The sequence below is a fragment of the Vescimonas coprocola genome (assembly GCF_018408575.1).
Taxonomy (GTDB): Bacteria; Bacillota; Clostridia; order Oscillospirales; family Oscillospiraceae; genus Vescimonas; species Vescimonas coprocola.
Genome location: NZ_AP023418.1, coordinates 83,269 through 105,283 on the forward strand (window position 1 = coordinate 83,269; position 22,015 = coordinate 105,283).

General features: G+C 62.6%; 23 protein-coding genes. 16 read left to right on the forward strand and 7 right to left on the reverse strand.

Annotated elements, in window-relative coordinates:
* Nucleotides 1–22 precede the first annotated feature (22 nt).
* The 6 genes from infB (at nt 23) to KJS28_RS00470 (ending at nt 7,169) form a co-directional block, all read left to right on the forward strand.
* Complete coding sequence (gene infB, locus KJS28_RS00445) at nt 23–2,341, forward strand: translation initiation factor IF-2 (RefSeq protein WP_213541298.1); 2,319 nt, start codon at nt 23–25, stop codon at nt 2,339–2,341.
* A gap of 427 nt (nt 2,342–2,768) precedes the next feature.
* A complete protein-coding gene (gene rbfA / locus KJS28_RS00450; RefSeq protein WP_021858552.1) occupies nt 2,769–3,158 on the forward strand; it encodes a 30S ribosome-binding factor RbfA in 390 nt (129 codons plus the stop codon).
* Nucleotides 3,159–3,171: 13 nt separating this feature from the next.
* Nucleotides 3,172–4,125: a DHH family phosphoesterase gene (locus KJS28_RS00455; RefSeq protein ID WP_213541299.1), complete on the forward strand. Its 954-nt coding sequence runs from the start codon at nt 3,172–3,174 to the stop codon at nt 4,123–4,125.
* 12 nt (nt 4,126–4,137) lie between these two features.
* The gene (gene truB, locus KJS28_RS00460) at nt 4,138–5,007 is read left to right on the forward strand and encodes a tRNA pseudouridine(55) synthase TruB (protein ID WP_213541300.1); all 870 of its coding nucleotides are present in this window, start codon (nt 4,138–4,140) and stop codon (nt 5,005–5,007) included.
* A complete protein-coding gene (locus KJS28_RS00465; protein WP_213541301.1) occupies nt 5,008–5,922 on the forward strand; it encodes a bifunctional riboflavin kinase/FAD synthetase in 915 nt (304 codons plus the stop codon). It begins immediately after the preceding gene.
* A gap of 218 nt (nt 5,923–6,140) precedes the next feature.
* Nucleotides 6,141–7,169, forward strand: coding sequence for a DUF2804 domain-containing protein (locus KJS28_RS00470; RefSeq protein WP_213541302.1), 1,029 nt, complete (start codon nt 6,141–6,143; stop codon nt 7,167–7,169).
* Between the two features lie 71 nt (nt 7,170–7,240).
* On the opposite strand, the gene KJS28_RS00475 is transcribed toward KJS28_RS00470, so the two are convergent.
* Nucleotides 7,241–8,611 carry an NAD(P)/FAD-dependent oxidoreductase gene (locus tag KJS28_RS00475; RefSeq protein ID WP_021858547.1) on the reverse strand — a complete coding sequence of 457 codons (1,371 nt, stop codon included), beginning with the start codon at nt 8,609–8,611 and terminating at the stop codon, nt 7,241–7,243.
* Between the two features lie 212 nt (nt 8,612–8,823).
* Here KJS28_RS00475 and thyA point away from each other — a divergent pair, with 212 nt between their 5' ends.
* Genes thyA through KJS28_RS00490 form a run of 3 tightly spaced genes read left to right on the forward strand, consistent with a single transcriptional unit; the run spans nt 8,824 to nt 10,565 of the window.
* Nucleotides 8,824–9,654: a thymidylate synthase gene (thyA, locus tag KJS28_RS00480; RefSeq protein WP_213541303.1), complete on the forward strand. Its 831-nt coding sequence runs from the start codon at nt 8,824–8,826 to the stop codon at nt 9,652–9,654.
* Nucleotides 9,655–9,664: 10 nt separating this feature from the next.
* Nucleotides 9,665–10,156 (forward strand): dihydrofolate reductase, encoded by a 492-nt coding sequence (locus tag KJS28_RS00485; RefSeq protein ID WP_213541304.1) that lies wholly within the window; start codon nt 9,665–9,667, stop codon nt 10,154–10,156.
* The gene (locus KJS28_RS00490; RefSeq protein ID WP_213541305.1) at nt 10,146–10,565 is read left to right on the forward strand and encodes a PPC domain-containing DNA-binding protein; all 420 of its coding nucleotides are present in this window, start codon (nt 10,146–10,148) and stop codon (nt 10,563–10,565) included. The genes KJS28_RS00485 and KJS28_RS00490 overlap by 11 nt, the downstream gene beginning before the upstream one ends.
* Nucleotides 10,566–10,636: 71 nt before the next feature.
* On the opposite strand, the gene uvrC is transcribed toward KJS28_RS00490, so the two are convergent.
* Nucleotides 10,637–12,466 (reverse strand): excinuclease ABC subunit UvrC, encoded by a 1,830-nt coding sequence (uvrC, locus tag KJS28_RS00495; RefSeq protein ID WP_213541306.1) that lies wholly within the window; start codon nt 12,464–12,466, stop codon nt 10,637–10,639.
* 121 nt (nt 12,467–12,587) lie between these two features.
* On the opposite strand from uvrC, the gene KJS28_RS00500 reads away from it, so the two are divergent.
* The 3 genes from KJS28_RS00500 to KJS28_RS00510 are packed head-to-tail and all read left to right on the forward strand — an operon-like array spanning nt 12,588 to nt 15,545.
* Nucleotides 12,588–13,499 carry a L,D-transpeptidase gene (locus KJS28_RS00500; RefSeq protein WP_213541307.1) on the forward strand — a complete coding sequence of 304 codons (912 nt, stop codon included), beginning with the start codon at nt 12,588–12,590 and terminating at the stop codon, nt 13,497–13,499.
* A gap of 13 nt (nt 13,500–13,512) precedes the next feature.
* Nucleotides 13,513–14,292 carry a glutamate 5-kinase gene (gene proB, locus KJS28_RS00505; RefSeq protein ID WP_213541308.1) on the forward strand — a complete coding sequence of 260 codons (780 nt, stop codon included), beginning with the start codon at nt 13,513–13,515 and terminating at the stop codon, nt 14,290–14,292.
* Nucleotides 14,289–15,545 (forward strand): glutamate-5-semialdehyde dehydrogenase, encoded by a 1,257-nt coding sequence (locus KJS28_RS00510; RefSeq protein ID WP_213541309.1) that lies wholly within the window; start codon nt 14,289–14,291, stop codon nt 15,543–15,545. Before proB ends, KJS28_RS00510 begins: the two co-directional genes overlap by 4 nt.
* An 81-nt stretch (nt 15,546–15,626) precedes the next feature.
* Here the strand turns inward: KJS28_RS00510 and KJS28_RS00515 are convergent, their stop codons facing one another.
* Nucleotides 15,627–16,136 (reverse strand): CarD family transcriptional regulator, encoded by a 510-nt coding sequence (locus KJS28_RS00515; protein ID WP_213541310.1) that lies wholly within the window; start codon nt 16,134–16,136, stop codon nt 15,627–15,629.
* A gap of 172 nt (nt 16,137–16,308) precedes the next feature.
* Between KJS28_RS00515 and KJS28_RS00520 the strand changes: the two genes are divergently transcribed.
* The 4 genes from KJS28_RS00520 (at nt 16,309) to KJS28_RS00535 (ending at nt 19,095) form a co-directional block, all read left to right on the forward strand.
* Nucleotides 16,309–17,145: a mechanosensitive ion channel family protein gene (locus KJS28_RS00520; protein ID WP_213541311.1), complete on the forward strand. Its 837-nt coding sequence runs from the start codon at nt 16,309–16,311 to the stop codon at nt 17,143–17,145.
* Complete coding sequence (locus KJS28_RS00525; protein WP_213541312.1) at nt 17,142–17,405, forward strand: hypothetical protein; 264 nt, start codon at nt 17,142–17,144, stop codon at nt 17,403–17,405. Before KJS28_RS00520 ends, KJS28_RS00525 begins: the two co-directional genes overlap by 4 nt.
* Complete coding sequence (locus KJS28_RS00530) at nt 17,392–18,282, forward strand: homoserine dehydrogenase (RefSeq protein ID WP_213541313.1); 891 nt, start codon at nt 17,392–17,394, stop codon at nt 18,280–18,282. Before KJS28_RS00525 ends, KJS28_RS00530 begins: the two co-directional genes overlap by 14 nt.
* 102 nt (nt 18,283–18,384) lie before the next feature.
* Nucleotides 18,385–19,095, forward strand: a complete 711-nt coding sequence (locus tag KJS28_RS00535; protein WP_213541314.1) for a TVP38/TMEM64 family protein — start codon at nt 18,385–18,387, stop codon at nt 19,093–19,095.
* Between the two features lie 38 nt (nt 19,096–19,133).
* Here the strand turns inward: KJS28_RS00535 and KJS28_RS00540 are convergent, their stop codons facing one another.
* The 4 genes from KJS28_RS00540 to KJS28_RS00555 all read right to left on the reverse strand — a co-directional run bounded on the left by KJS28_RS00540 (nt 19,134) and on the right by KJS28_RS00555 (nt 22,015).
* On the reverse strand, nt 19,134–19,430 hold the full coding sequence (locus KJS28_RS00540) for a cysteine-rich small domain-containing protein (RefSeq protein WP_213541315.1): 297 nt from the start codon (nt 19,428–19,430) through the stop codon (nt 19,134–19,136).
* 318 nt (nt 19,431–19,748) lie between these two features.
* Nucleotides 19,749–20,255 (reverse strand): QueT transporter family protein, encoded by a 507-nt coding sequence (locus KJS28_RS00545; RefSeq protein WP_213541316.1) that lies wholly within the window; start codon nt 20,253–20,255, stop codon nt 19,749–19,751.
* Between the two features lie 204 nt (nt 20,256–20,459).
* Nucleotides 20,460–21,485: an XdhC family protein gene (locus KJS28_RS00550; RefSeq protein ID WP_213541317.1), complete on the reverse strand. Its 1,026-nt coding sequence runs from the start codon at nt 21,483–21,485 to the stop codon at nt 20,460–20,462.
* Nucleotides 21,482–22,015 (reverse strand): nucleoside-triphosphatase, encoded by a 534-nt coding sequence (locus KJS28_RS00555; RefSeq protein WP_213541318.1) that lies wholly within the window; start codon nt 22,013–22,015, stop codon nt 21,482–21,484. The genes KJS28_RS00550 and KJS28_RS00555 overlap by 4 nt, the downstream gene beginning before the upstream one ends.

The window sequence follows — 22,015 nt, forward strand, 5'->3', positions numbered from 1 at the left end:
ACAAAGATGGAGGTGGCTTTATTTGGGTAGCGTAGGAAACAAATATAGAGTGCATGAGGTGGCGAAGGACTTCGGAGTCCCCACCAAGCAGATCACGGAGATCTTGACCAAGTACGCCGAAACGCCCAAGAACCATATGCAGGTCTTGGAGGATCGGGAGCTGTCTCTGATCTTTGAGTATCTGACCCAGCACAATCAGGTATCCGGGATTCAGGTGATCTTCGCCGAGGGGGCCAAGCCTGCCGAGAAGAAGCAGCAGCCTGCCGCCAAGCCCGCCGAGAAGAAGCCGGAGGGCAAGGGGGAGAGCCGTTCTGCCAAGCAGGAGACCAAGCCCGTCTCCCGTGTGCCTCAGACCAAGGTGGTGGACACCCGCAAGGCCACGGCGGTGAATCTGGATAAGTACGACGAGAAGCTGCAGGACATGGCAGAGGGCCGCACCGGCGGCGGCCGTCGGGCCCAGCAGCAGACCCAGGGCAAGGAGAAGTTCCGCAACGGCGGCAAGCGCCGGGACAACGGTTTTTCCAATAAACGCAAGCAGGAGGAGGCGGATCGTCTGCGCCGCCTGCGGCTGGAGGTCATCAAAAAGACCCCCGTTACCGTGCAGATCCCCGATGAGATCAGCGTGGGCGAGCTGGCCAGCCGCATGAAAAAGACCGGCGCAGAGGTGGTCAAGTGCCTGATGAAAAACGGCGTCATGGCCTCCCTGAGCCAGCTCATTGACTTCGATACCGCCGCCATCATCGCCGAGGAGATGGGCTGCAAGGTGGAGAAGGAGGTAGTGGTCACCATCGAGGAGAAGCTCATCGACGACCACAAGGACAACGAGAAGGATCTGGTACCCCGTGCCCCCGTGGTGGTGGTCATGGGTCATGTGGACCACGGCAAGACCAGTCTGCTGGACTATATCCGCAACGCCCATGTGGCCAGCGGCGAGGCCGGCGGTATCACCCAGCACATCGGCGCCTATCAGGTGCAGATCAACGGCAAGCCCATCACCTTCCTGGATACCCCCGGCCACGAGGCATTTACCTCCATGCGAGCCAGAGGCGCCATGGTGACAGATATCGCCATTCTGGTGGTGGCCGCCGAGGACGGTATCATGCCCCAGACGGTGGAGTCCATCAACCACGCCAAGGCTGCCGGGATCCCCATTATCGTGGCCATCAACAAGATGGATAAGCCGGAGGCCAATCCCGAGCGCATCAAGCAGCAGCTCACCGAGTACGGGCTGGTGTGTGAGGAGTGGGGCGGCGACACCATTGTCTGCCCCATTTCCGCCAAGACCGGTATGGGCGTGGACAATCTGCTGGAGATGCTGACGCTGACCGCCGAGGTGGGCGAGCTGAAGGCAAACCCCAACCGTGCCGCTCAGGGTACGGTCATCGAGGCCCGTCTGGACAAGGGCCGTGGCCCCGTGGCCACGCTGCTGGTGCAGAACGGCACGCTGAAGCAGGGCGATATCATCATCGCCGGTACCTCCGTGGGCCGTGTCCGGGCCATGGTCAGCGACAAGGGCCAGAAGATCACCTCCGCCGGGCCCTCTGTGCCTGTGGAGATCACCGGTCTCAGCGAGGCTCCTACTGCCGGGGCTACCTTCAATGCCGTGGCCGATGAGAAGCTGGCCCGTGAGCTGGTGGAGCAGCGCAAGGCCGAGGAGAAGGCCAAGGCCAATGCCCCTGTCACCAAGGTCTCGCTGGAGGATCTGTTCAGCCAGATCCAGGCCGGTGAGATGAAGAACCTGAACCTGATCGTCAAGGCCGATGTTCAGGGCAGCGTGGAGGCGGTGAAGGCATCCCTGGAGAAGCTCAGCAACGACGAGGTGCGTGTCCGTGTCATCCACGGCGGTGTGGGCGCCATCAACGAGTCCGATGTGATGCTGGCCTCTACGTCGCAGGCCATCATCGTGGGCTTTAACGTCCGCCCCGACAACGCCGCCCGTGACTCCGCCGCCCGTGCCAACGTGGATATGCGGATGTACCGTGTCATCTATGATGCCATCAACGAGATCGAGGCCGCTATGAAGGGTATGCTGGCGCCCAAGTTCCGTGAGGTGCTGCTGGGCCATGCCGAGGTGCGCCAGACCTACAAGGTCTCCGGCGTTGGCACCGTGGCAGGCTGCTACGTGCAGGACGGTAAGCTCCAGCGCAAGGACTGTCAGGTCCGGCTGGTCCGGGACGGCATCGTTATCCACGAGGGTGTGCTGGCCTCCCTGCAGCGCTTCAAGGATCAGGCCAAGGAGGTTCTGGCCGGGTACGAGTGCGGCCTGACCATCGAGAAGTTCAACGACATCAAGGAAGGCGATATTGTGGAAGCCTTCACCATGGAGGAAATTCCCCAGTAAACGGGGGAGTGGCCCTTATGCGCTGTCTCCGGTCGCCTTCCGGCGCAGCACGGCTGCGCCCGCAGGTCGTGCGTACAAGGGGTTTGCGGAGCAAAACCTTGCTTTGGCGGAATTCATTTCCGCCAAAGGATGGTGGATCGGGGCCCCCATGAAACGAGTTTCATGGGGCAGGCGATATGGTGGAAGCCTTCACCATGGAGGAAATTCCCCAGTAAACGGGGGAGTGGCCCGTGGAGAGAGGTGTTCGGCAAGCACCGGCCTTTCTACGGACAGTTCGCAGATGACCGTGGGAAGCCGTGATACCACACAGGAACCGCCGCCGGATGCGCTCTGACTCCGATTTTCCCCGCAACAGACAAACACAAGACCCAGAGGGCGGGCGCTTCGCCCGCCCTCTTTTCCACATCCAACGAAAGGAGAACCGTCTATGTCATCCAACCGCATCGGCCGCATCAACGACGAGATCCAGAAGGAGCTCTCCGCCCTGCTGCGGACCGTCAAGGACCCCCGTGTGACGGATTGTATGCTGACCATCACCCATGTGGACACCACCAGCGATCTGCGCTATGCCCGCATCTATGTCAGCGCCCTGAACTGCCCGGACGAGAAGGGGCTTTTGAAGGGCCTGAAGTCCGCCGCAGGCTATCTGCGCCATGAGCTGGGCAGCCGCATCGACCTGCGCTATACCCCGGAGCTGCAATTTTTTGTGGACGACTCCATCGCCTATGGCGCACACATTCTGGATATGCTGAACCATGTCAAGCCCGCCGATCCCCGGAACGCCGATATCGTGCTGCCGGAGGATCGGGAGGACTGAGGAGGTGTCTGTTATGACCACTGCGGAAGCCGCCGCCTGTCTGGCGGCTATGGATCAGGTGCTGATCCTCACCCATGTCCGCCCCGACGGCGACACCATCGGCTCCGCCGCCGCCCTGTGCTGCGGCTTGCGGGCGCTGGGCAAAACGGCGTATCTGCTGCCCAACCCGGAGCTGACGGCCACCTACGCCCCCTATGCCGCCCCCTATTTGGCGGAGGCGGATTTTGCACCGGCGTATGTGGTCTCCGTGGACATTGCGGCGCTGTCGCTGCTGCCGGAGAACGCCCGGCCCTATCAGGACCGCATTGCTCTGGCCATCGACCACCACCCCTCTCAGGAGTTTTTCGCCCGTGAGACGTGTCTGGAGGCGGACAGCGCCGCCTGCGGCGAGATCGTGTACGATATCCTCCGGCAGCTGACGCCCCTGACGCCGGAGATGGCTCTGCCGCTGTATGTGGCCATCTCCACGGACACCGGCTGCTTCGTCTACTCCAACACCACCCCCCGCAGCCACCGCATCGCAGCCCAGCTGATGGACTGCGGCATCGACGTGGCCCCCGTCAACAAGGCACTGTTCCGCACCAAGAGCGCCGTGCGTCTGGCTATGGAGGCCCGGATGGTGGCGGATATGGAGCGCTGCGACGCCGGGCGGGTGGTGGTGATGCAGATCCCCCTGTCCCTGCGGCAGGAGCTGCACGCCACCGATGCCGACATCGAGGAGCTAAGCGCTCTGGCGGCGCAGGTGGAGGGGACCGACTGCGGTGTGACCCTGCGGGAGCTGCGTCCCGGCACGGTGAAGCTGTCCCTGCGGACCGGCCCCCGTGTCAACGCCACGGAGGTCTGCCGCCTGTTGGGCGGCGGAGGTCACGCCGCAGCGGCGGGAGCCACCGTCAGCGGCACCATGGCTCAGGCGAAGTCCGCCGTGCTGGCGGCCATCGCTCAGGTCATCGGCCCGCTGGCCCCCTGAAAAGGAGCGACTATGGCCAACGGGATCATCATCATCGACAAGCCCGCCGATTGGACCAGCATGGACGTCTGCGCCAAGCTGCGGGGAATACTGAAAACCAAAAAGGTGGGCCACGCCGGGACACTGGATCCCATGGCCACCGGCGTGCTGCCGGTGTTTGTGGGACAGGCCACCCGTGGCGTCAGCTTCGCCGAATCCGGGGACAAGGAGTATCTGGCCGTCCTGCGGCTGGGCCTTGTCACCGATACGCAGGACACCTCCGGGCAGGTGCTGCACCGGACGGAGGCGCTGCCGGACCGGGCGGCGCTGGAGGCGGTGCTGCCACGGTTCACCGGAGAAATTTCCCAGCTGCCGCCTATGTACTCCGCCATCAAGATCGGCGGTAAGAAGCTCTATGAGCTGGCCCGGCAGGGGAAGGAGGTGGAGCGCCGTCCCCGGCCCGTCACCATCCACGCCCTGGAGCTGGTGGAGCAGACGGCCTCCGGCGACTACGTCCTGCGGGTGCGATGCTCCAAGGGCACCTATGTCCGTACCCTGTGCCACGACATCGGGCAGGCGCTGGGCTGCGGCGGTTGTATGGCTGCCCTGCGGCGCACCATGGCGGCGGGCTTCACCCTGTCCGACGCCGTGACGCTGGAGCAGGTGCAGGCGGAGGGCGAGGCCCTGCTGCGGCCGGTGGACTCCCTGTTCCGGGATCGTCCGGCCTATGTGCTGCCTACCCCACGGGCTGTGGCCCGCTGCCGCAACGGCAATCCCGTCTCCGTGACGGAGCCGCTGCCGGAGGGGGAGTACCGGGTCTACGACCCGGAGGGCGATTTTCTGTGCCTGAGCCGCTTGGAGGGCGGCGTGCTGACCTCCATTAAAAACTTTTTCGGAGCGTGAATGAATTTGGAACGTACTGTCATCGCCCTGGGCTTTTTCGACGGCGTCCACCGAGGCCACGGCGCCCTGCTGCAAAAAACGGTGCAGCGGGCCGGGGAGCTGGGGGCGATCCCCGCCGTCTTTACCTTTGACCGTCCCCCGAAGGAGGTGGTCACCGGACGCCCCATGCCCCTCATCAACTCCCCGGAGGATCGGGCCGATCTGGCTCGGCGCATCTATGGCATTCAGCAGGTGATCCTGGCCCCCTTTGACGAGGCCATGATGACCATGCCGTGGCAGGATTTTATCACGGAGCTGCTGGTAAAGCGCCACGGGGCCGTGCATCTGGTGGCGGGCCACGACTACCACTTCGGCTACAAGAATCAGGGAGATCCCCGGCTTTTGCAGGAGAAATGCCGGGAGCTGGGGCTGGGCTGCGACATCATCCCCAAGGTGGAGCTGGAGGGCGTTACCGTCAGCTCTACCTACATCCGCACGCTGGTGGAGGCCGGGGACGTGGAGCGGGCGGCGCTGTTCCTGGGCCACCGCCACTGCCTGACCCAGACCGTGGTCCACGGCCACCGGCTGGGCCGCACACTGGGCATCCCCACGGTGAACCTCACCTTTCCGCCCCATGTGCTGGCGCCCCGCCGGGGCGTATACATCACACGGGTCTATCTGCCGGACGGCACGTCGCTGGCGGGGGTCACCAACGTAGGCACCCGCCCCACCGTCTCTGAAGGCACTGCTGTGTCCGTGGAGACCTTCCTGCTGGATTTTGACGGCGATCTCTACGGGAAGCGCATCCGGGTGGAGTTCTGCCAACGCCTGCGGGACGAGCAGAAATTTGATTCGCTGGAGGCGCTGAAGGCACAGATCCGGGAGAATATCCGCCAGACCCGTGACTATTTTGCCGCCGAGAGTACCTGTGGGTGAGGAGAAGGGCTTACATACTTGCAAACGAGAAGGGAAGTCCTGCGGGGCTTCCCTTCTTTTTGGCGGTGGGGGTGTTTTTTCAAATGTTTGATTGCCTCCGGCGGGTAACTTTTCCCATGAGCTGGAAAAGCGGGCAAAAGAGCCTGCAAGAAAAGCATAGCGTACAGCACCGGGGTGTGCTATAATGGCCCCAAACGGATCAAAAGGAGGACACCGCCATGCAGCATGAGATCACCGCCAGCGCACCGCTTCTGGACGAAAAGGGCAATCTCCGGGAGCCGGGCTACGCCAAGCGCCTGCTGCCCATCTATCGCCGGGCGGACATCAAGGCTCCGGCCGCCCGCATCAAGGAGTGGGACTACTACCTTGTGACCAACGACCATTTTGCCGTGGCGCTGACCATTGCCGACAACGGCTACATGGGGCTGGACTCCGTCTCCTTTCTGCAATTTGATGAGGGGTGGCAGATGACCCGCAGCCCCATGCGGGCCTTTCCCATGGGCCGGACGGGCCTGCCGGAGACCTCCGCCGCCGGAGATACCGCCAGCAGCGGCAAGCGCCATGCGCTGGTGTTCCGCCATGTCCCCGGCGGCCGGGAGCTGACCTTCCGCATGGAGGACTTCCTGAACCGGGACACCATCGAGGGCCACCTGCTGCTGACGCAGGAGCCGGAGGAGTCCATGGTCATCTGCACGCCCTTTGACAAGCCCGGCCACTTCTACTACAACCAGAAGATCAACTGTATGCGGGCTGCCGGGACGGTGCGTATCGGGGGGCAGACCTACACCTTTGACCCCGCCGACTCCTTCGGTGTACTGGACTGGGGACGGGGCGTGTGGACGTATCACAACACATGGTACTGGGGCAGCGCCTCCGGGCAGGTGGATGGCGTTCCCTTCGGCTGGAACATCGGCTATGGCTTCGGGGATACCTCTGCCGCCAGCGAGAATATGCTATTCTACGATGGCAAGGCTCACAAGCTGGGGCAGGTGACCTTCCACATTCCCATGGCAGGGAAGCGGGAGGACTATCTGGCTCCGTGGCGCTTTACCTCCGACGACGGACGGTTCGAGATGGACTTTGCACCCATTCTGGATCGGGCTGCCTGCACGGATGTGAAGCTCATCAAATCCGACCAGCATCAGGTGTTCGGGCGCTTCACCGGCACGGCGCTGCTGGACGACGGCACGCCTGTCCGGGTGAAGGACTTTCTGGGCTTTGCCGAAAAGGTGGAGAACAAGTGGTAAACGCCATAAAGGAGCGCCCCGGCCAATGGCCGGGGCGCTTCCGATTTTTGCGATATAAGCTTTTTCGGCGGTTACAGGCTCTCTGCGATATGCCGGGCTACATACACGCCGCTGGCGCTGGCGTGGGAGAGAGAGTGGGTGACACCGCTGCCGTCGCCGATGACGAACAGGCCCTTGTGGGGTGTCTCCAGATTTTCGTCCAGCTGGACCTCCATATTGTAGAACTTTACCTCCACACCATAGAGCAGGGTGTCGTCATTGGCGGTGCCGGGGGCGATCTTATCCAGCGCATAGATCATCTCGATGATGCCGTCCAGAATGCGCTTGGGCATCACCAGACTCAGGTCGCCGGGGGTGGCGGCCAGCGTGGGGGTGACAAAGCTCTCCTCCACCCGCTTGGGCGTGGAGCGCTGGCCACGGATCAGGTCACCGAACCGCTGGACGATGACGCCGCCGCCCAGCATATTGGACAGCCGTGCGATGCTCTCGCCGTAGCCGTTGGAGTCCTTGAAGGGCTCGGAGAAGTGCTTGGCCACCAGCAGGGCAAAGTTGGTGTTCTCCGTATGGAGGGCGGGGTCCTCGTAGCTGTGGCCGTTGACGGTGACGATGCCGTTGGTGTTCTCATTGACCACCACACCCTTGGGATTCATGCAGAAGGTGCGTACCCGATCCTGAAACTTCTCTGTCCGATAGACGATCTTGCTCTCGTACAGCTCGTCGGTGAGGTGGGCGAACACCTCATAGGGCAGCTCCACCCGCACGCCGATATCCACACGGTTGGAGCTGGTGGGGATCTTCAGCGCCGTGCAGACCTCCTCCATCCACTTGCTGCCGCTGCGGCCCACGGAGATGACACAGGTGCGGCCCTCATAGCGTTCCTTGTCGGTGGTGACGGCGTAGCCGTCCGCCAGCTTCTCCACGGAGCGGACGGGGGTATCGAAGAAGATATCCATCCGGTCCTTCAGACCGGCATAGAGGTGCTCCAGCACCACATAGTTGATGTCCGTTCCCAGATGCCGCACGGAGGCGTCCAGCAGGTGCAGGTCGTTCTCCAGACACAGCTTCTTGATGCGGGTGTTGCCGGTGGAGTAGAGCTTGGTGCCCTCCCCGCCGTTTTCCATGTTGATCTGATCCACATACTCCATCAGCTCCAGCGCCTTCTTTTTGCCGATGTGCTCGTGGAGGGTGCCGCCGAACTGATTGGTGATGTTATACTTTCCGTCGGAGAAGGCGCCGGCACCGCCGAAGCCGTTCATAATGGCGCAGGTGGGGCAGTGAACGCAGCTTTTGACCTTCACGCCGTCAATGGGACAGCGGCGGCGCTCCAGCGTGTGGCCGGATTCAAACAGCGCCAGCTTCAGATCCGGGCGCTTGTTCAGCAGCTCCCAGGCGGTATAGATGCCGCCGGGGCCGCCGCCGATGATAAGAACGTCATATGTCATAAGAGATTCCTCCTGTTCTGAAAATCAACACAAGTACTTTTATTATGCCACAAATTCCGCCGGAGAGCAAATAAGAATCCCTTCTGCCAGCTGCCGCTGCTGCTCATGACGGCAAGCGGTTCTTTTCAGCTGGGATGGAAATTTTCCTTTTCAACGTCGCCGGCCTGTGGTAAGATGAAGAAAACAACAGCAGCAACAGGAGGACAAGTCTAATGAGCTACGCAGACGAACGCTTTATCCAGAACTGCCGGGATATTTTGACCAACGGCGTATGGGACACGGAGTTGGAGGTGCGCCCCCATTGGGAGGACGGCACCCCGGCGCATACGGTGAAAAAATTCGGCATCATCAACCGCTACGACCTGCGGGAGGAGTTCCCCATTCTCACCTTGCGCCGCACCTATTTCAAGACCTGCATCGACGAGCTGCTGTGGATCTGGCAGCAGAAGTCCAACAACATCCACGATCTCCGGGGCCACATCTGGGACAGCTGGGCCGACGGTACCGGCTCCATCGGCAAGGCCTACGGCTACCAGCTGGCGGTGAAGCACCAGTATCCGGAGGGGGAGTTCGATCAGGTGGATCGGGTACTGTACGACCTGAAGCACAACCCCGCCAGCCGCCGCATTATGACCAATATCTATAACTTTCAGGATCTGCATGAGATGGCCCTGTACCCCTGCGCCTACTCCATGACCTTCAACGTGTCCGGGCATACCCTGAACGCTATACTGAACCAGCGCAGCCAGGATATGCTGGCCGCCAACAACTGGAACGTGGTGCAGTATGCCGTGCTGGTCCACATGATGGCGCAGGTGTCGGGACTGGAGGCCGGAGAACTGGTCCATGTCATCGCCGATGCCCACATCTATGACCGCCATGTGCCTATCGTGGAGCGGATGCTGGAGAAGGAGCCCCGTCCTGCGCCCAGATTTGTCATGGATCCCTCTGTCACGGATTTCTACCGCTTTACACGGGACAGCTTCTCGCTGGAGGGCTACGAGCCCCACCCCTTCGAGGACAAGATCCCCGTAGCCATTTAAGGAGGCAGTGATGGATGCCATCGTAGCCGTGGATGCCCGCTGGGGCATCGGGCGGGACGGCGGTCTGCTGTTCCGCATCAGCGCCGACCTACGGCGCTTCAAAGCCCTGACCATGGGCCATACGGTGGTCATGGGCCGCCGGACCCTCCAGTCCCTGCCGGGGGGGCGTGGCCTGCCGGGCCGCCGGAATCTGGTGCTGTCCCGGCAGGGGGACCTTATCCCGAAGGGAGCGGAGGTGTTCCACGAGGTGCAGCCGATGCTGGACGCCGCCGGGGAGGATGCCTTTGTCATCGGCGGAGCGCAGGTGTATCGTCTGCTGCTGCCCGCTTGCCGGCGGCTGTATGTGACCCAAATCGACGCCGACGGCGGGGCGGACGTGTTCTTCCCGGAGCCTGCGCCGGAGCTGTGGCGCATCACGGAGCAGTCCCCGTGGCAGGAGGAGCAGGGTCTGCGGTATCGCTATTTGACCTATGAGCGAAAGGATGGGATGGATGGAATATAAGCGTTTTGGCAGCCGCATGGTGCTGCGGATCGATCGGGGCGAGGAGGTGCTGACCCAGCTGCGCCGTGCGGCGGAGCAGGAGGGCATCCGGCTGGCGGCCGTCAGCGGGCTGGGCGCCGTGGGGGACTTCACAGTGGGGGTGTTCCACACGGCGGAGAGGCAGTACCATGCCCACCGCTTTCAGGGGGATTTTGAGATCGTCTCGCTGGTGGGGACCATCACCACCAAGGACGGGGAGTTTTATGCCCACCTCCACATGAGCGCCGGGGACACGGAGGGTCGTGTGCTGGGCGGACACCTGAACGAGGCGGTCATCAGCGCCACCTGTGAGCTGGTGCTGGAGATCATGGACGGCACGGTGGAGCGCCGGTTCGATCCGGAGACGGGGCTGAATCTGATGGAATTTTAAGGCGGCTGCGGGAGCTACTGCCTGTATCCGATGAAAGGAGAGGCCCGGCCATTTTGGCCGGGCCTCTCCTTTCAGGTGTTTTTCTCATGGAAATGGTCGTATACCGCACGGGCGGCGGCCTTGGGCAGCAACGCCTCCAGCTGCACAAGCTCCGCCTCCGAGATGGCCTTGACGCTCTTGAAGTGCTTCAGCAGCGCCTTTTTCCGCACGTCCCCTATGCCGGGGATGCCGTCCAGACGGGAGGTCATGGCGCTGCGGCTGTGCTTTTCGTGGTGATAGGTGATGGCGAACCGGTGGACCTCCTCCTGCACCCGGCCCACCAGCGCAAACAGCGGCGGACTCTGCTGGATGCCCAGCTCCCGGCCCTCCGGCGTCACCAGCGCACGGGTGCGGTGGCGGTCATCCTTCACCATGCCCAGAATGGGGACGTGGATGCCCATGGACTCCAGCTGCTGTTGTGTGGCCTGGGCCTGCAGATGACCGCCGTCCATCAGCAGCAGGTCCGGCAGGGGAGAGAAGTGCTCGTCCCCGTCCAGATACCGCTGCATCCGCCGCTGCAGCACTTCCTGTAAGGCCCGCAGATCGTCGGCGTGATCCAATGATTTGACCTGGAACCGGCGATAGTCCCGCTTCAGGGGCTTGCCGTCCGCAAAGACCACCATGGAGGCCACCATGTCCTGCCCCGCCGTGTGGGAGATATCGTAGGACTCCATCCGCCGGGGAAGCACCGGTAGACTCGCCAGCTGCTGGAGCTGCTCCAGCGTCTTGTTGACCCGCTCGGCGTCGGAGGTGATGCGCTCCACCTCCTCACGGGCGTTGCGCCCGGCCATCCGCAGCAGCTCTGCCCGCTCGCCCCGCTGGGGGACCCGCAGAGTCACCCGGTGGCCGGCCCGGCCCGTCAGCAGGGCGGCGAGGGTCTCCATGTCCTCCACCGGCTCCGGCAGCAGAATTTCCGACGGCAGTGCGCCACGCTCCAGATAGTACTGCTGCAGCACCGCCGCCAGCACCGCCGGCAGGGCCTCATCGGCGGCGGTGGGGAATACCTCCACCTCCCGGCCCAGCAGATTGCCGTCCTCGATGTGCAGCACGGCGCAGCCGGAGCGCACCTGTCCCACGTACACGCCCCACACGTCCGTGTCGGCGCAGACCCCGGCGATGACCTGCTGCTGCTTGCCCAGCACGGAGATGGCCCGGATGCGGTCCCGCAGAGCGGCGGCCTTTTCAAAGTTCAGTTCCTCCGCCGCCTCCTCCATCTCCACTTGCAGCTCCGCCGTCAGCTGGCGGTAGTGGCCGGAGAAAATGCGCTCCGCCTGCCGGATGCGGCGGCGGTACTCCGTCTGATCCGGCCCGCCCGGCAGACAGAAGCCGTCGCACCGGCCGATGTGGTGGTTCAGGCAGGGGCGCTCCTTGCCGATGTCCCGTGGGAACTGCCGGGAGCAGGTGGGGAGCTTCAGCGCCCCGCACACCGCCTCGATGGCAAGGCGTGTCTCCCGGCGGCCGCCGAAGGGGCCGAAGTACCGGGCGCCGTCCTCCTCCGCCTTTCCCGCCAGAGTGAACCGGGGGTAGGAGGCCCCGGTGTCCAGCCGGATGAAGGGGTATCCCTTGTCGTCCTTGAGCAGGATGTTGTATCGGGGCTGGTGGCGCTTGATGAGGGAGTTTTCCAGGATCAGCGCCTCGAACTCCGATGAGACGAAAATGGTGTCGAAGTGGTCCACCTGCGACACCATGGCTCTGGTTTTCTCATTGTGGGAGGCGGTGTCCTGAAAGTACTGGCTTACCCGGTTTTTCAGCTTCTTGGCCTTGCCCACATAGATGACCTTGCCGGTCTTATCCATCATCAGATAGACCCCCGGCAGCAGGGGCAGGTCGTTGGCTTTTTCCCTCAGCTCCTCCTTGGTCATGGCGCACCTCCTGACTGGCGTATTTCTCTCAGTATAGCACAAATTTTTTCAGGAAGGAAGTTGCATTTTCCGACAGATGCTGTATAATCATTCCATCGATTTGCAGAATGGGGGATATCCCGTGAAAAAACAAGCTATGACCCTGCTGCTGGCGGCGGTGCTGGTGCTCTCCGGCTGCGGCAGACAGCAGCTGCCGGAGGAGATCCCGGCGGATATGGGCCTTGCCGCCGTGGCGGCCATAGAGAGTCATACCCCGACGGCGCTGGAACTGACAGAGGCTCAGACACCCCCGGAGGAACCGGTGGAAGAGCCGGAGGAACCGGAGGAGCCGGACTGGTCTGCCGGAAGCAGCGACTACCCGTGGGTGCGCTCCGGCTACGCCTACTATATCCGGGTCAACCGCAGCGCCAACGTGGTCACGGTTTATACCGCCGGGGACGACGGACGATACTCCGTCCCCTACCGGGCCATGGTGTGCTCCTCCGGCGGCTCCGGGACGCCGCTGGGGGACTTCTCGCTGGACGGCTGGTATCGCTGGGAGTGGCTGGGACTGGTGGGCGGTGTGTCCGGCCAGTACTGCACGCAGATCTACGGCGACTACCTGTTCCACTCCGTCCCCTACACGGAGCGGTACAACAAGGGCTCCCTCCAGCCGGGAGAGTTCGACAAGCTGGGGACCAGCTGCTCCCACGGCTGCATCCGCCTGCAGGTGGCGGACGCCAAGTGGATCTATGACAACAAGTACGATATCGCCGGAGTGACCATCTACGACAGCGACGACCCAGGCCCGATGGGAAAGCCCTCCGCCCCCTCCATCGGCGGCAGCGCCTATCCCGGCTGGGACCCCACGGATCCCGACAGCGACAATCCGTGGAACAAGCCGACGGATGTGGCACCCGAACCGAAACCCGAACCGAAACCCGAACCGGAGCCTGAGCCGGAGCCCGAACCGGAGCCGGGGGAGGAGCCTGGCACGGGAAGCGACACACAGCCCGACCCGGCACCCGGCGGCGGGAATGTTGGCGGAGAATGAGAAAGGACCGACTATGAGGATCGTAATTAAAGTGGGAACATCTACGCTGGCGCATCCCACAGGGCGGCTGAATATCCAGCGCATCGAGCTTTTATGCAAGGTCATGAGCGACCTGAAGAATGCAGGACATCAGATCATTCTGGTGTCCTCCGGTGCCATTGCTATGGGCTTCGGCAAGCTGAACCTGCCGGAGCGGCCCAAGGACGTTCCCACCAAGCAGGCCTCCGCCGCCGTGGGCCAGTGCGAGCTGATGTATACCTACGACAAGCTGTTTACCGAGTATAACCACACGGTGGCCCAGCTGCTCATCACCCGGCCAGATATCACCGGGGGCGGACAGCGGCGGGAGAATTTCCACGTGACGCTGGAGCGTCTGCTGGAGCTGGGAGCGCTGCCCATCATCAACGAAAACGACACCATCTCCACCGAGGAGATCAGCATCGGGGACAACGATACTCTGTCCGCCATGGTGGCGGCCAGCATCCGGGCGGATCTGCTGATCCTGCTGTCGGACATCGATGGTCTGTATGACAGCGACCCCCATGAAAACCCCAACGCCCGGCTTATCCCGGTGGTGGAGCGGCTGGATGACCATATTCGGGCGCTGGCGGGAGGCAGCGGCTCCAGTCTGGGGACCGGCGGTATGGTGACGAAGCTGCAGGCAGCTCAGATCGCCACGGAGGCGGGCTGCGAGATGGTCATCGCCAACGGCCACCATCCGGCGGCGCTGTATGACATTGCGGCGGGTCAGCCGGTAGGCACCCGCTTTCTGGCAGGGAGGAAAGACCTATGACCACATTGGATATCCTGAAAAAGACGCGGGCGGCGTGGCCCAGCATCCGCAACCGGGACGCAGAGGGAAAGAACGCTCTGCTGCGGGCCATGGCGGACAGTCTCATGGCCTGCGCCCCCGCCATTCTGGCGGAGAACCGCCGGGACATGGAGGAGGCACGGGGGACCATCAGCGATGTGATGCTGGACCGGCTGTATCTGGATGAAAGGCGACTGGCAGGCATGGCGGAGGGCATCCGGGCCCTGACGGCCCTGCCGGATCACACGGGCCGCATCCTGTCCCAGATCACCCGGCCCAACGGCATGACCATCTGCAAGCAGCAGGTGCCCATGGGCCTCATCGCCATTATCTATGAGAGCCGTCCCAACGTCACCTCCGATGCGGCGGCGCTGGCGGTGAAGAGCGGCAACGTCTGCGTTCTGCGCAGCGGCCGGGAGGCCTACCGCACCGCCAAGGCCATCGTGCAGGCCCTGAAGCAGGGCATTGCCGCCGCCGGAGGGGATGCGGAGATCATCAACATCGTGGACGACACCAGCCACCAGAGCGCCGCCGATCTGATGCGGGCCAACGGGCTGGTGGATCTTCTGATCCCCCGTGGCGGGGCGGGTCTGATCCGCCGCTGTGTGGAGAACGCCACCGTTCCCTGTATCCAGACCGGCACCGGCATCTGTCATGTGTATGTGGATCAGTACGCCGATTTGCAAAAGGCATTGGCCATCATCGTCAACGCCAAGACCAGCCGTCCCTCCGTGTGCAACGCCGAGGAGGTGTGTCTGGTGCATCAGGCGGTGGCGGAGGAGTTCCTGCCCATGCTGAAGCAGGCGCTGGTGGATGACCGGCAGACCGCCGGGGCCGTGCCGGTGGAGCTGCGGCTGGATCAGCGTGCGGCGGCCATCATCCCCGGCACCCCGGCATCGGAGACGGACTTCGACACGGAGTTTTTGGACTACATTCTGGCGGTGGGGGTGGTGGACAGCGTAGATGAGGCCGTAGCCCATGTGCTGCGCCACTCCACCGGTCACAGTGACGCCATCATCACGGAGAACGCCGAGAACGCACAGAAATTTGTGGACGGCACCGACAGCGCCGCCGTGTACGTCAATGTCTCCACCCGCTTCACCGACGGTGGGGAGTTCGGCCTTGGCTGCGAAATGGGTATCTCCACCCAGAAGCTCCACGCCCGTGGGCCTATGGGGCTGGACGAGCTGTGTACCTATAAGTATATCATCCGTGGCAGCGGCCAGACCCGGTAAAAAACGCATAAACGCATAGAAGAAGCCACACCCGCCTGATGCGGGTGTGGCTTCTCCATGTGAAAAAGCGGGTCGGCAGTATCATTCCGGCCACTGGGGGCAGGTGCGGCGGATGTAGGGCAGTACCTCCTCCTCCGGCAGGTCCAGAGCGGCGGCCAGTTCACCGTAGAGAGCGCTCTCCGCCCGGCGCAGGTAGCGCTCGTCCATCTGGCTGACCTTGCGCCCGGTCCGCAGGGCGTGCTTGCGGCGGCGGACGGCGGAGCGGATCAGACCCGCCATGCGGCGGCAGTCGTAGGAGGTGACGATCTGCTGATAGAACTCCTTCAGCAGACGCATACTGCGGCTCTCCGGCTCCTCCGGCGGCAGCTGGGGCAGCTGGGCGATCAGGTCCTCCGCCTCCTGCCGGGTGAGGATGGGGCGCATCAGCACCTTGGTATCCACCGGGGTCAGCACCGTGCCGCTGCGGGTCAGAGGCGTCAGCGTATAGTAAAGCTTGGTTTTGTCCGTTCCGGACAGGGAGGAGGGTCCCACCGCCGCTATGCGGCACACCCCTTCTCCTCCATAAATGACCAGTTGGCCTTCCGTAAACATCCCATTCAACTCTTTTCTTGTATACATTTTCATCCATTTCATTATAACACATTCTTAATAAAATGTAAGAAAAACTTTTTATCTCTCACAGATTTTCCGTGGGACACGGACTCTTGTCAATGAGACGGATATGGGGTATAATCAAGAAAAATTCTTCCGGGAGGTGCCAGTCATGGATAATGCACTGAATGAAAAGCTGGATCTGTCGGCCCTGCATCTGGGGATCATCTCCGTGGGGGCGCTGCTGGGAGCGGTGGTGACGCTGGTGGTCTGCATCTTGGCGGTGCGGATCATCACGGTGCTGCTGCGCCGGGTGCTGGGCAAGACCACGCTGGAGCAGCGGGTCAGCAAATACATCGTCAGCACCGTGCGGTTCGTGCTGTGGGTGGTGACGGTGCTGATCGTGGCTCAGCAGCTGGGCATCCCCGTGACATCGCTGGTGGCACTGTTCTCGGTGGTATCACTGGCGGTGTCGCTGGCGGTACAGAACGTGCTGGCCAACGTGGCGGGCGGGCTGGTGCTGCTGGTGACCAAGCCCTTTACCGTGGGGAATTACATCGATACCCCCAGCGGGGAGGGAACGGTGCGGGAGATGAGCCTGACCTATACCTTTCTGGAGACCATGGAGGGCCAGCGGCTGGCAGTTCCCAACAGCACCCTGTCCTCCGGGAAGATCATCAACTACTCCACGCTGGCCACCCGGCGGCTCCAGCACAAGATCACGGCCTCCTACGACGATGCCGTGGCGGACGTGCGAAAGGCCTGCCTGACGGCGGTGGGGCGGACGGCCAACGTGCTGGCCGATCCTGCACCGGTGGTGTACGTCAGCAGCTACGGCGAGAGCAGCATAGAGTACATCGTGCGGTGCTGGACGAAAACAGAGGACTACTGGCCGGCGTATTATCAGCTGCTGGAGGAGATACGCAACGCCTTTAACGAGGCGGGAGTGGAGATGTGCTACAATCACCTGAACGTACACATCATCGAGAAGAAGGAGGAGACGGAATGAACATCGGATTGCTGGGCTTCGGCGTGGTAGGCGGCGGCGTGTGGGAGCTGGCGCAGGAAAACCGGGCCTTGAATGTGAAGAAGGTGCTGGTGCGCCGGGAGGTGCCGCCGCTGGTCGAGACGGCGGTGCAGGACGTGGAGGCCATCCTCCGGGATCCGGATATCGACACGGTGGTGGAGGTGCTGGGGGGTCTGCACCCGGCCTATGAATGGATCTGCCGGGCGTTGGCGGGGGGGGAAGAACGTGGTGACGGCCAATAAGGCAGTCATCAGCGCCTACTACCGGGAGCTGACGGCGCTGGCTTGTGAAAACAGGGTGGCGCTTCGCTGTACGGCGGCGGTGGGCGGAGGTATCCCATGGCTGGTAAATTTGCAGCGCTGCCGCCGGGTGGACACCGTGACGGAGGTGGGAGGCATCATGAACGGCACCACCAACTTCATCATGGATGCCATGGCCCGACAGGGAGCAGATTTTCCCGCTGTGCTGCAGCGGGCGCAGGAGTTGGGCTATGCCGAGGCGGATCCCAGCGCCGACATTGACGGCGACGACATCCGCCGGAAGCTGACCATCTCCGCCAACATCGCCTTTGATGCGCTGCTGCGGGAGGAGGACATCCCGGCCTTCGGCATCCGCACCGTCACCGGGGCGGATGTGGCGGACTTCCGGGCTCATGGCTTCACCTGCAAGCTGCTGGCCTGCGCCCAGCGGACGGAGACGGGCGTGGCCGCCTATGTGGAGCCTGCGCTGGTGGCGGAGGGCGAGCCGGAGGCGGCGGTGCCGGGGAACTATAACCTCATCTCCTGCACCGGGGAGCTGCTGGGCCGGCAGAGCTACTTCGGGCAGGGAGCCGGACGGTATCCCACGGCGGCCAACGTGGTGCAGGACTGTCTGGATCTGCTGACAGGAGAGGACGGCTTCTACACGGAGACGGCCCGGCCTATGGCGGTGGAGGCCGATGCCGTGGCGCATCCCTACTATGTTCGCACCCAAGCGGCGGATCCGTGGCTGGAGAGCGTCACGGCGGACCGGTGGGATAGCGGCGTCATCACCGGGGCCGTGCCGGTGGGGCAGATGCTGCGCTGGGCGGCGGCCCAGCGGCAGCGGGATCCCGGATGCTTTGTGGCGGGCATCCGGTGACGGTTTTTCGATGTTTACGGAAAACTTCATAGCCTGTTCAAATAAACGTAAAGCGTCTGTGGTATAGTAAGAGCATCCCAATACACGGAGAATCATTCTGACATGGAGAAAAGGCATTTTACGGAAAACCAGAAAAAGCTCATCGGCGGGGTGGCCATCGTCATATTTGTGGTGTTCAGCGCTGCTATCTGCTGGTTCGTGGGCAAGCCCATGGTGAAGTTTGTATCCGAACCGGAGAAGTTCCGAATGTGGGTGGACAGCCACGGCCTGTGGAGTCAGGTGGCCTATGTGGGCATGACACTTTTGCAGGTACTGGTGGCTGTGATCCCCGGTGAACCGCTGGAAATCAGCGGCGGCTATGCCTTCGGTGCGGTGCAGGGCACGGTACTGTGTATGCTGGGGGCTTTTCTGGGCAGCGTGGCGGTATTCGCTTTTGTGCGGCGGTTTGGCCGGGAGCTGGTGGAGGTTTTCTTTCCTAAGGAAAAAATCGAGTCTCTGCGTTTTTTGCAAAGCTCTCCCAAGCGGGAACTGCTGTTCTGGCTCGTATTCGTTGTGCCGGGGACGCCCAAGGATCTGCTGTGCTACTTTGCGGGACTGACCGATCTGTCCTGGGGCAAGTGGCTGCTGATCTGTTCGTTGGGGCGTGTCCCTTCCATCGTCACCTCCACCGTGGGCGGAAACGCTCTGGGTGGAAAAAACTACCTTTTTGCCATTCTGGTGTTTGCCGGAACGCTGGCAGTCAGCGCCATAGGGCTGCTGATCTACCGAGGCCTATGCCATAGGCACGAGAAGAAGCAAAACGGCAAAACGTAAAAAAGCATCCCCTGACCTGCTGGTCAGGGGATGCTTTTTTACTTAGTGTCCTTTTTTCGGGCCAGCTCCGCCAGCTCCGGGAATTTCTTGGTGATGTAGCTGTAGCTGCCCCGGCCATGGGGGACCAGACAGCCGCTGCAATCCTTGATGCCGTCGCCCACATAGGCGAAGTTGCCGCCGCACTTGTCGCCCAGAGCATAGAGGGGACAGTAGCAGAACAGACAGTTGAAGTCCTCCGGCTTGGCTGTTTTGTGACAGGGGAAAAATTCGCACTGAGTGTGCTGGAAGAAAGAGTAATGGCACTCCTCCGGCTTGGTGGAAAGGGGCTTATCCATGGGGTGACCTCCGTTTCAAGTGATCCGTGGGCCGCAGGGCTCACGGAATGAGTTTCATGGGTGGATAGGCTCATGGGATTGATAGAACCTACGAGCCGATACCATCATACCAGCTTCCGCAGGGAACGTCAAGTGCAGTTGACATAATGTGAAGCTGAGAGCTGCACCGTTTCCCCGGAGGCTGCCCTATATGCATCCGGAGCGCTGCGGGGATGCCGCAGCGCTCCGGTAGCTTTCACGCCGAATAAATCAATTTTTTAGTTTCGTTGGATCGATTGCTCTACATGATATAATGAAGCTGCCCACAAAGGCACTTTATCAGCGGCAGCCGTGATCCCGGAAATAGGGGATCTTGGGCAGCTGCCACAGCAGGAGCATCCCCAGCCCATAGCAGGCGATGGCTTCCCCGGCGCCTACGGTCAGGCCGTTGATGGCCCATGTGGCGGGGAAGGCGGCGGTAAGGCCCGTCTCCTCATAGGCGATGACAGCCCCCACCAGCAGAGTGTTCAGCACCACCGGCGGCAGAGGGGCCAGCCACTTTTTCCGGCATCGGGCCGTCAGCAGGGCGGCGATGAGGGTGGCCAGAGATCCCACGATCAGGTCCAGCAGACCATAGGGACTCAATAGATTGGTGATGAGGCATCCGGCGAACAGGCCCCAGACCGTCTCCGGAAAGAAAAAGGGGAGTACGCACAGCGCCTCAGAAAAGCGGCATTGCACGACTCCGAAGGTCAGGCTGAACACGGAGCTGAAAAGACTCAGTACGGCGTAGGCGGCGCCCACGGCGGCGGCCCGTGTCAGGTGTTGGGTTTGTAGCTTCTGCATAGTTTGGTATCCTCCCATTTTTTGTTTAGAGAACGGCGTGAACCGAACGAACGCCGCCAGCGGCGGCGCTTGGACAGGGAGGGCCCCTGTCGCAGGGAGTATACCACATCCGGCGGCAAAAGGGAAGAACTTTTTCCGGTTTGGTCTGTGGGAGAGGGATTTTCTGCGTAAAAAGGGAGGGACAAGCGTCCCTCCCTTTCTGATTCAGTGCATGGGGCAGCCATGGGGCTTATCGCCCCGGCGCTCTGCCCGGCACAGGATCATCTCCCCGGCGATGCTGACGGCGATCTCCGCCGGTGTCACCGCACGGATGGCGGTGCCGATGGGGGTGTGGATCTGTGCAATGGACTCCTCCGGGATGCCCGCCTCCCGCAGCCTCCGGTTCACGGAGGCAGTCTTGGTGCGGGAGCCGATGACCCCCACATAGGCAAACGGCCCACGGAGGATCTGCTCCTCCACCTGGAAGTCGTGTACATGGCCATTGGTCATGATGACCACGAAGTCCTCCTCCGTCACCGTGAGGTGGTCCTTGATGGAGGTGAAGTCCCCGCAGATGATCTCCTCCGCCGTGGGGAAGAGCTTGCGGGTAGCCAGCTCCGGGCGGCAGTCGAACACCACCGGGCGGAAGCCCACCGTTACCAGCAGGGGACACAGGGCCTGCGAGATGTGGCCCGCCCCGAACAGCAGCGCCCGCTCTCCGATGGGCAGGGGCATACTGAACAAGCCATCCTGCCGGACGCAGTCGGTTTGGAGAGGAGCGGGTTCTACACCCTTCGGCAGGTTTCCCCATAGCAGGCCCTCCGGCCCCAGCAGAGCGCCGCAGCCGCCGTCCTCCCGCAGCACCAGCCAGCCCCGCTGATGGGCGGTGAGCCGTTCTGTCAGGGCCGAGGCCAGCGCCTGCCACGACGCATCCTCCGCCGGGATGAACTGGAAATGGGCCGTCACGTCGCCGCCGCACACCATGCCGATATCGCCGCCGGAGGCGGCGGTGTGCAGCAGAAAATCGTGGACGGCAGAGCGCTTTTCCCTCAGCAGGGCCATGGCCATCTCCTCGCTGCGGCGTTCCACAGCGCCGCCGCCGATGGTACCGGTGAGCCGGCCGCTGGCACCCACCAGCATCTGGGAACCGCTCTTCCGGGGGGCGCTGCCCGCTGTGTCGATCAGCGTCACCAGCACCGTGTCCCGGTGCTTTTCCATCTCATAAAACAGCTGTGCAAAGATCTGATTCATAGCTTCTCCTTGTTCCATTGCAGGATCCGGCTCCGCAGACGCTGATAGAGCGCCTCACGGCTTTCCGGTGTGATGTTAAATACTTCTCCGTGAGGATGCTGCCGCACCCGGCGGAGAAAGTCCGTTTCCTTGGGCTTGATGGCGGCCAGCACCGGCACAGGGCCGTCCAGTGCCGCCAGCACCGCCGCCTGAAAGAGGTGGGCGTCATTTTCCAGAAAGCCCAGTTCGTCCATTACCAGCAGGCCGCCTGACGTCAGCAGCGGCGGCCCCAGCCGGTCAAAGGCCTCCGGATACCGGATACTGCGGCGGCTGTCGCAGGTACCCACCAGATGCTCCGGGTCATAGGGCCGCTCCTCCGGCGGCAGGGCGGCGGCGTGCAGGTAGATGGGGAACATCCCGTCCGCATCCGCCTGGGGCAGGCGGCGGGTGACGAAGCCGCCTACGGGGAGGGTGCTCTCCGCCAGCAGCCGGCGGATGAGGGTGCTTTTCCCCACACCACGCTCCCCGCAGATGAGAATGTGCTTTTCCAT

What these genes read in the sequence shown, in the direction of transcription:
- KJS28_RS00490 (WP_213541305.1), top strand. Translation starts at nt 10,146, where the DNA reads ATGGAATATAAGCGTTTTGGCAGCCGCATGGTGCTGCGGATCGATCGG.
- KJS28_RS00540 (WP_213541315.1), bottom strand. Translation starts at nt 19,430, where the DNA reads ATGGATAAGCCCCTTTCCACCAAGCCGGAGGAGTGCCATTACTCTTTC.
- KJS28_RS00555 (WP_213541318.1), bottom strand. Translation starts at nt 22,015, where the DNA reads ATGGAAAAGCACATTCTCATCTGCGGGGAGCGTGGTGTGGGGAAAAGC.
- KJS28_RS00535 (WP_213541314.1), top strand. Translation starts at nt 18,385, where the DNA reads ATGGAGAAAAGGCATTTTACGGAAAACCAGAAAAAGCTCATCGGCGGG.
- KJS28_RS00550 (WP_213541317.1), bottom strand. Translation starts at nt 21,485, where the DNA reads ATGAATCAGATCTTTGCACAGCTGTTTTATGAGATGGAAAAGCACCGG.
- KJS28_RS00510 (WP_213541309.1), top strand. Translation starts at nt 14,289, where the DNA reads ATGACCACATTGGATATCCTGAAAAAGACGCGGGCGGCGTGGCCCAGC.
- truB (WP_213541300.1), top strand. Translation starts at nt 4,138, where the DNA reads ATGGCCAACGGGATCATCATCATCGACAAGCCCGCCGATTGGACCAGC.
- thyA (WP_213541303.1), top strand. Translation starts at nt 8,824, where the DNA reads ATGAGCTACGCAGACGAACGCTTTATCCAGAACTGCCGGGATATTTTG.
- KJS28_RS00525 (WP_213541312.1), top strand. Translation starts at nt 17,142, where the DNA reads ATGAACATCGGATTGCTGGGCTTCGGCGTGGTAGGCGGCGGCGTGTGG.
- proB (WP_213541308.1), top strand. Translation starts at nt 13,513, where the DNA reads ATGAGGATCGTAATTAAAGTGGGAACATCTACGCTGGCGCATCCCACA.
- rbfA (WP_021858552.1), top strand. Translation starts at nt 2,769, where the DNA reads ATGTCATCCAACCGCATCGGCCGCATCAACGACGAGATCCAGAAGGAG.
- KJS28_RS00470 (WP_213541302.1), top strand. Translation starts at nt 6,141, where the DNA reads ATGCAGCATGAGATCACCGCCAGCGCACCGCTTCTGGACGAAAAGGGC.
- KJS28_RS00455 (WP_213541299.1), top strand. Translation starts at nt 3,172, where the DNA reads ATGACCACTGCGGAAGCCGCCGCCTGTCTGGCGGCTATGGATCAGGTG.
- KJS28_RS00545 (WP_213541316.1), bottom strand. Translation starts at nt 20,255, where the DNA reads ATGCAGAAGCTACAAACCCAACACCTGACACGGGCCGCCGCCGTGGGC.
- uvrC (WP_213541306.1), bottom strand. Translation starts at nt 12,466, where the DNA reads ATGACCAAGGAGGAGCTGAGGGAAAAAGCCAACGACCTGCCCCTGCTG.
- KJS28_RS00515 (WP_213541310.1), bottom strand. Translation starts at nt 16,136, where the DNA reads ATGTTTACGGAAGGCCAACTGGTCATTTATGGAGGAGAAGGGGTGTGC.
- KJS28_RS00485 (WP_213541304.1), top strand. Translation starts at nt 9,665, where the DNA reads ATGGATGCCATCGTAGCCGTGGATGCCCGCTGGGGCATCGGGCGGGAC.
- KJS28_RS00465 (WP_213541301.1), top strand. Translation starts at nt 5,008, where the DNA reads ATGAATTTGGAACGTACTGTCATCGCCCTGGGCTTTTTCGACGGCGTC.
- KJS28_RS00475 (WP_021858547.1), bottom strand. Translation starts at nt 8,611, where the DNA reads ATGACATATGACGTTCTTATCATCGGCGGCGGCCCCGGCGGCATCTAT.
- KJS28_RS00520 (WP_213541311.1), top strand. Translation starts at nt 16,309, where the DNA reads ATGGATAATGCACTGAATGAAAAGCTGGATCTGTCGGCCCTGCATCTG.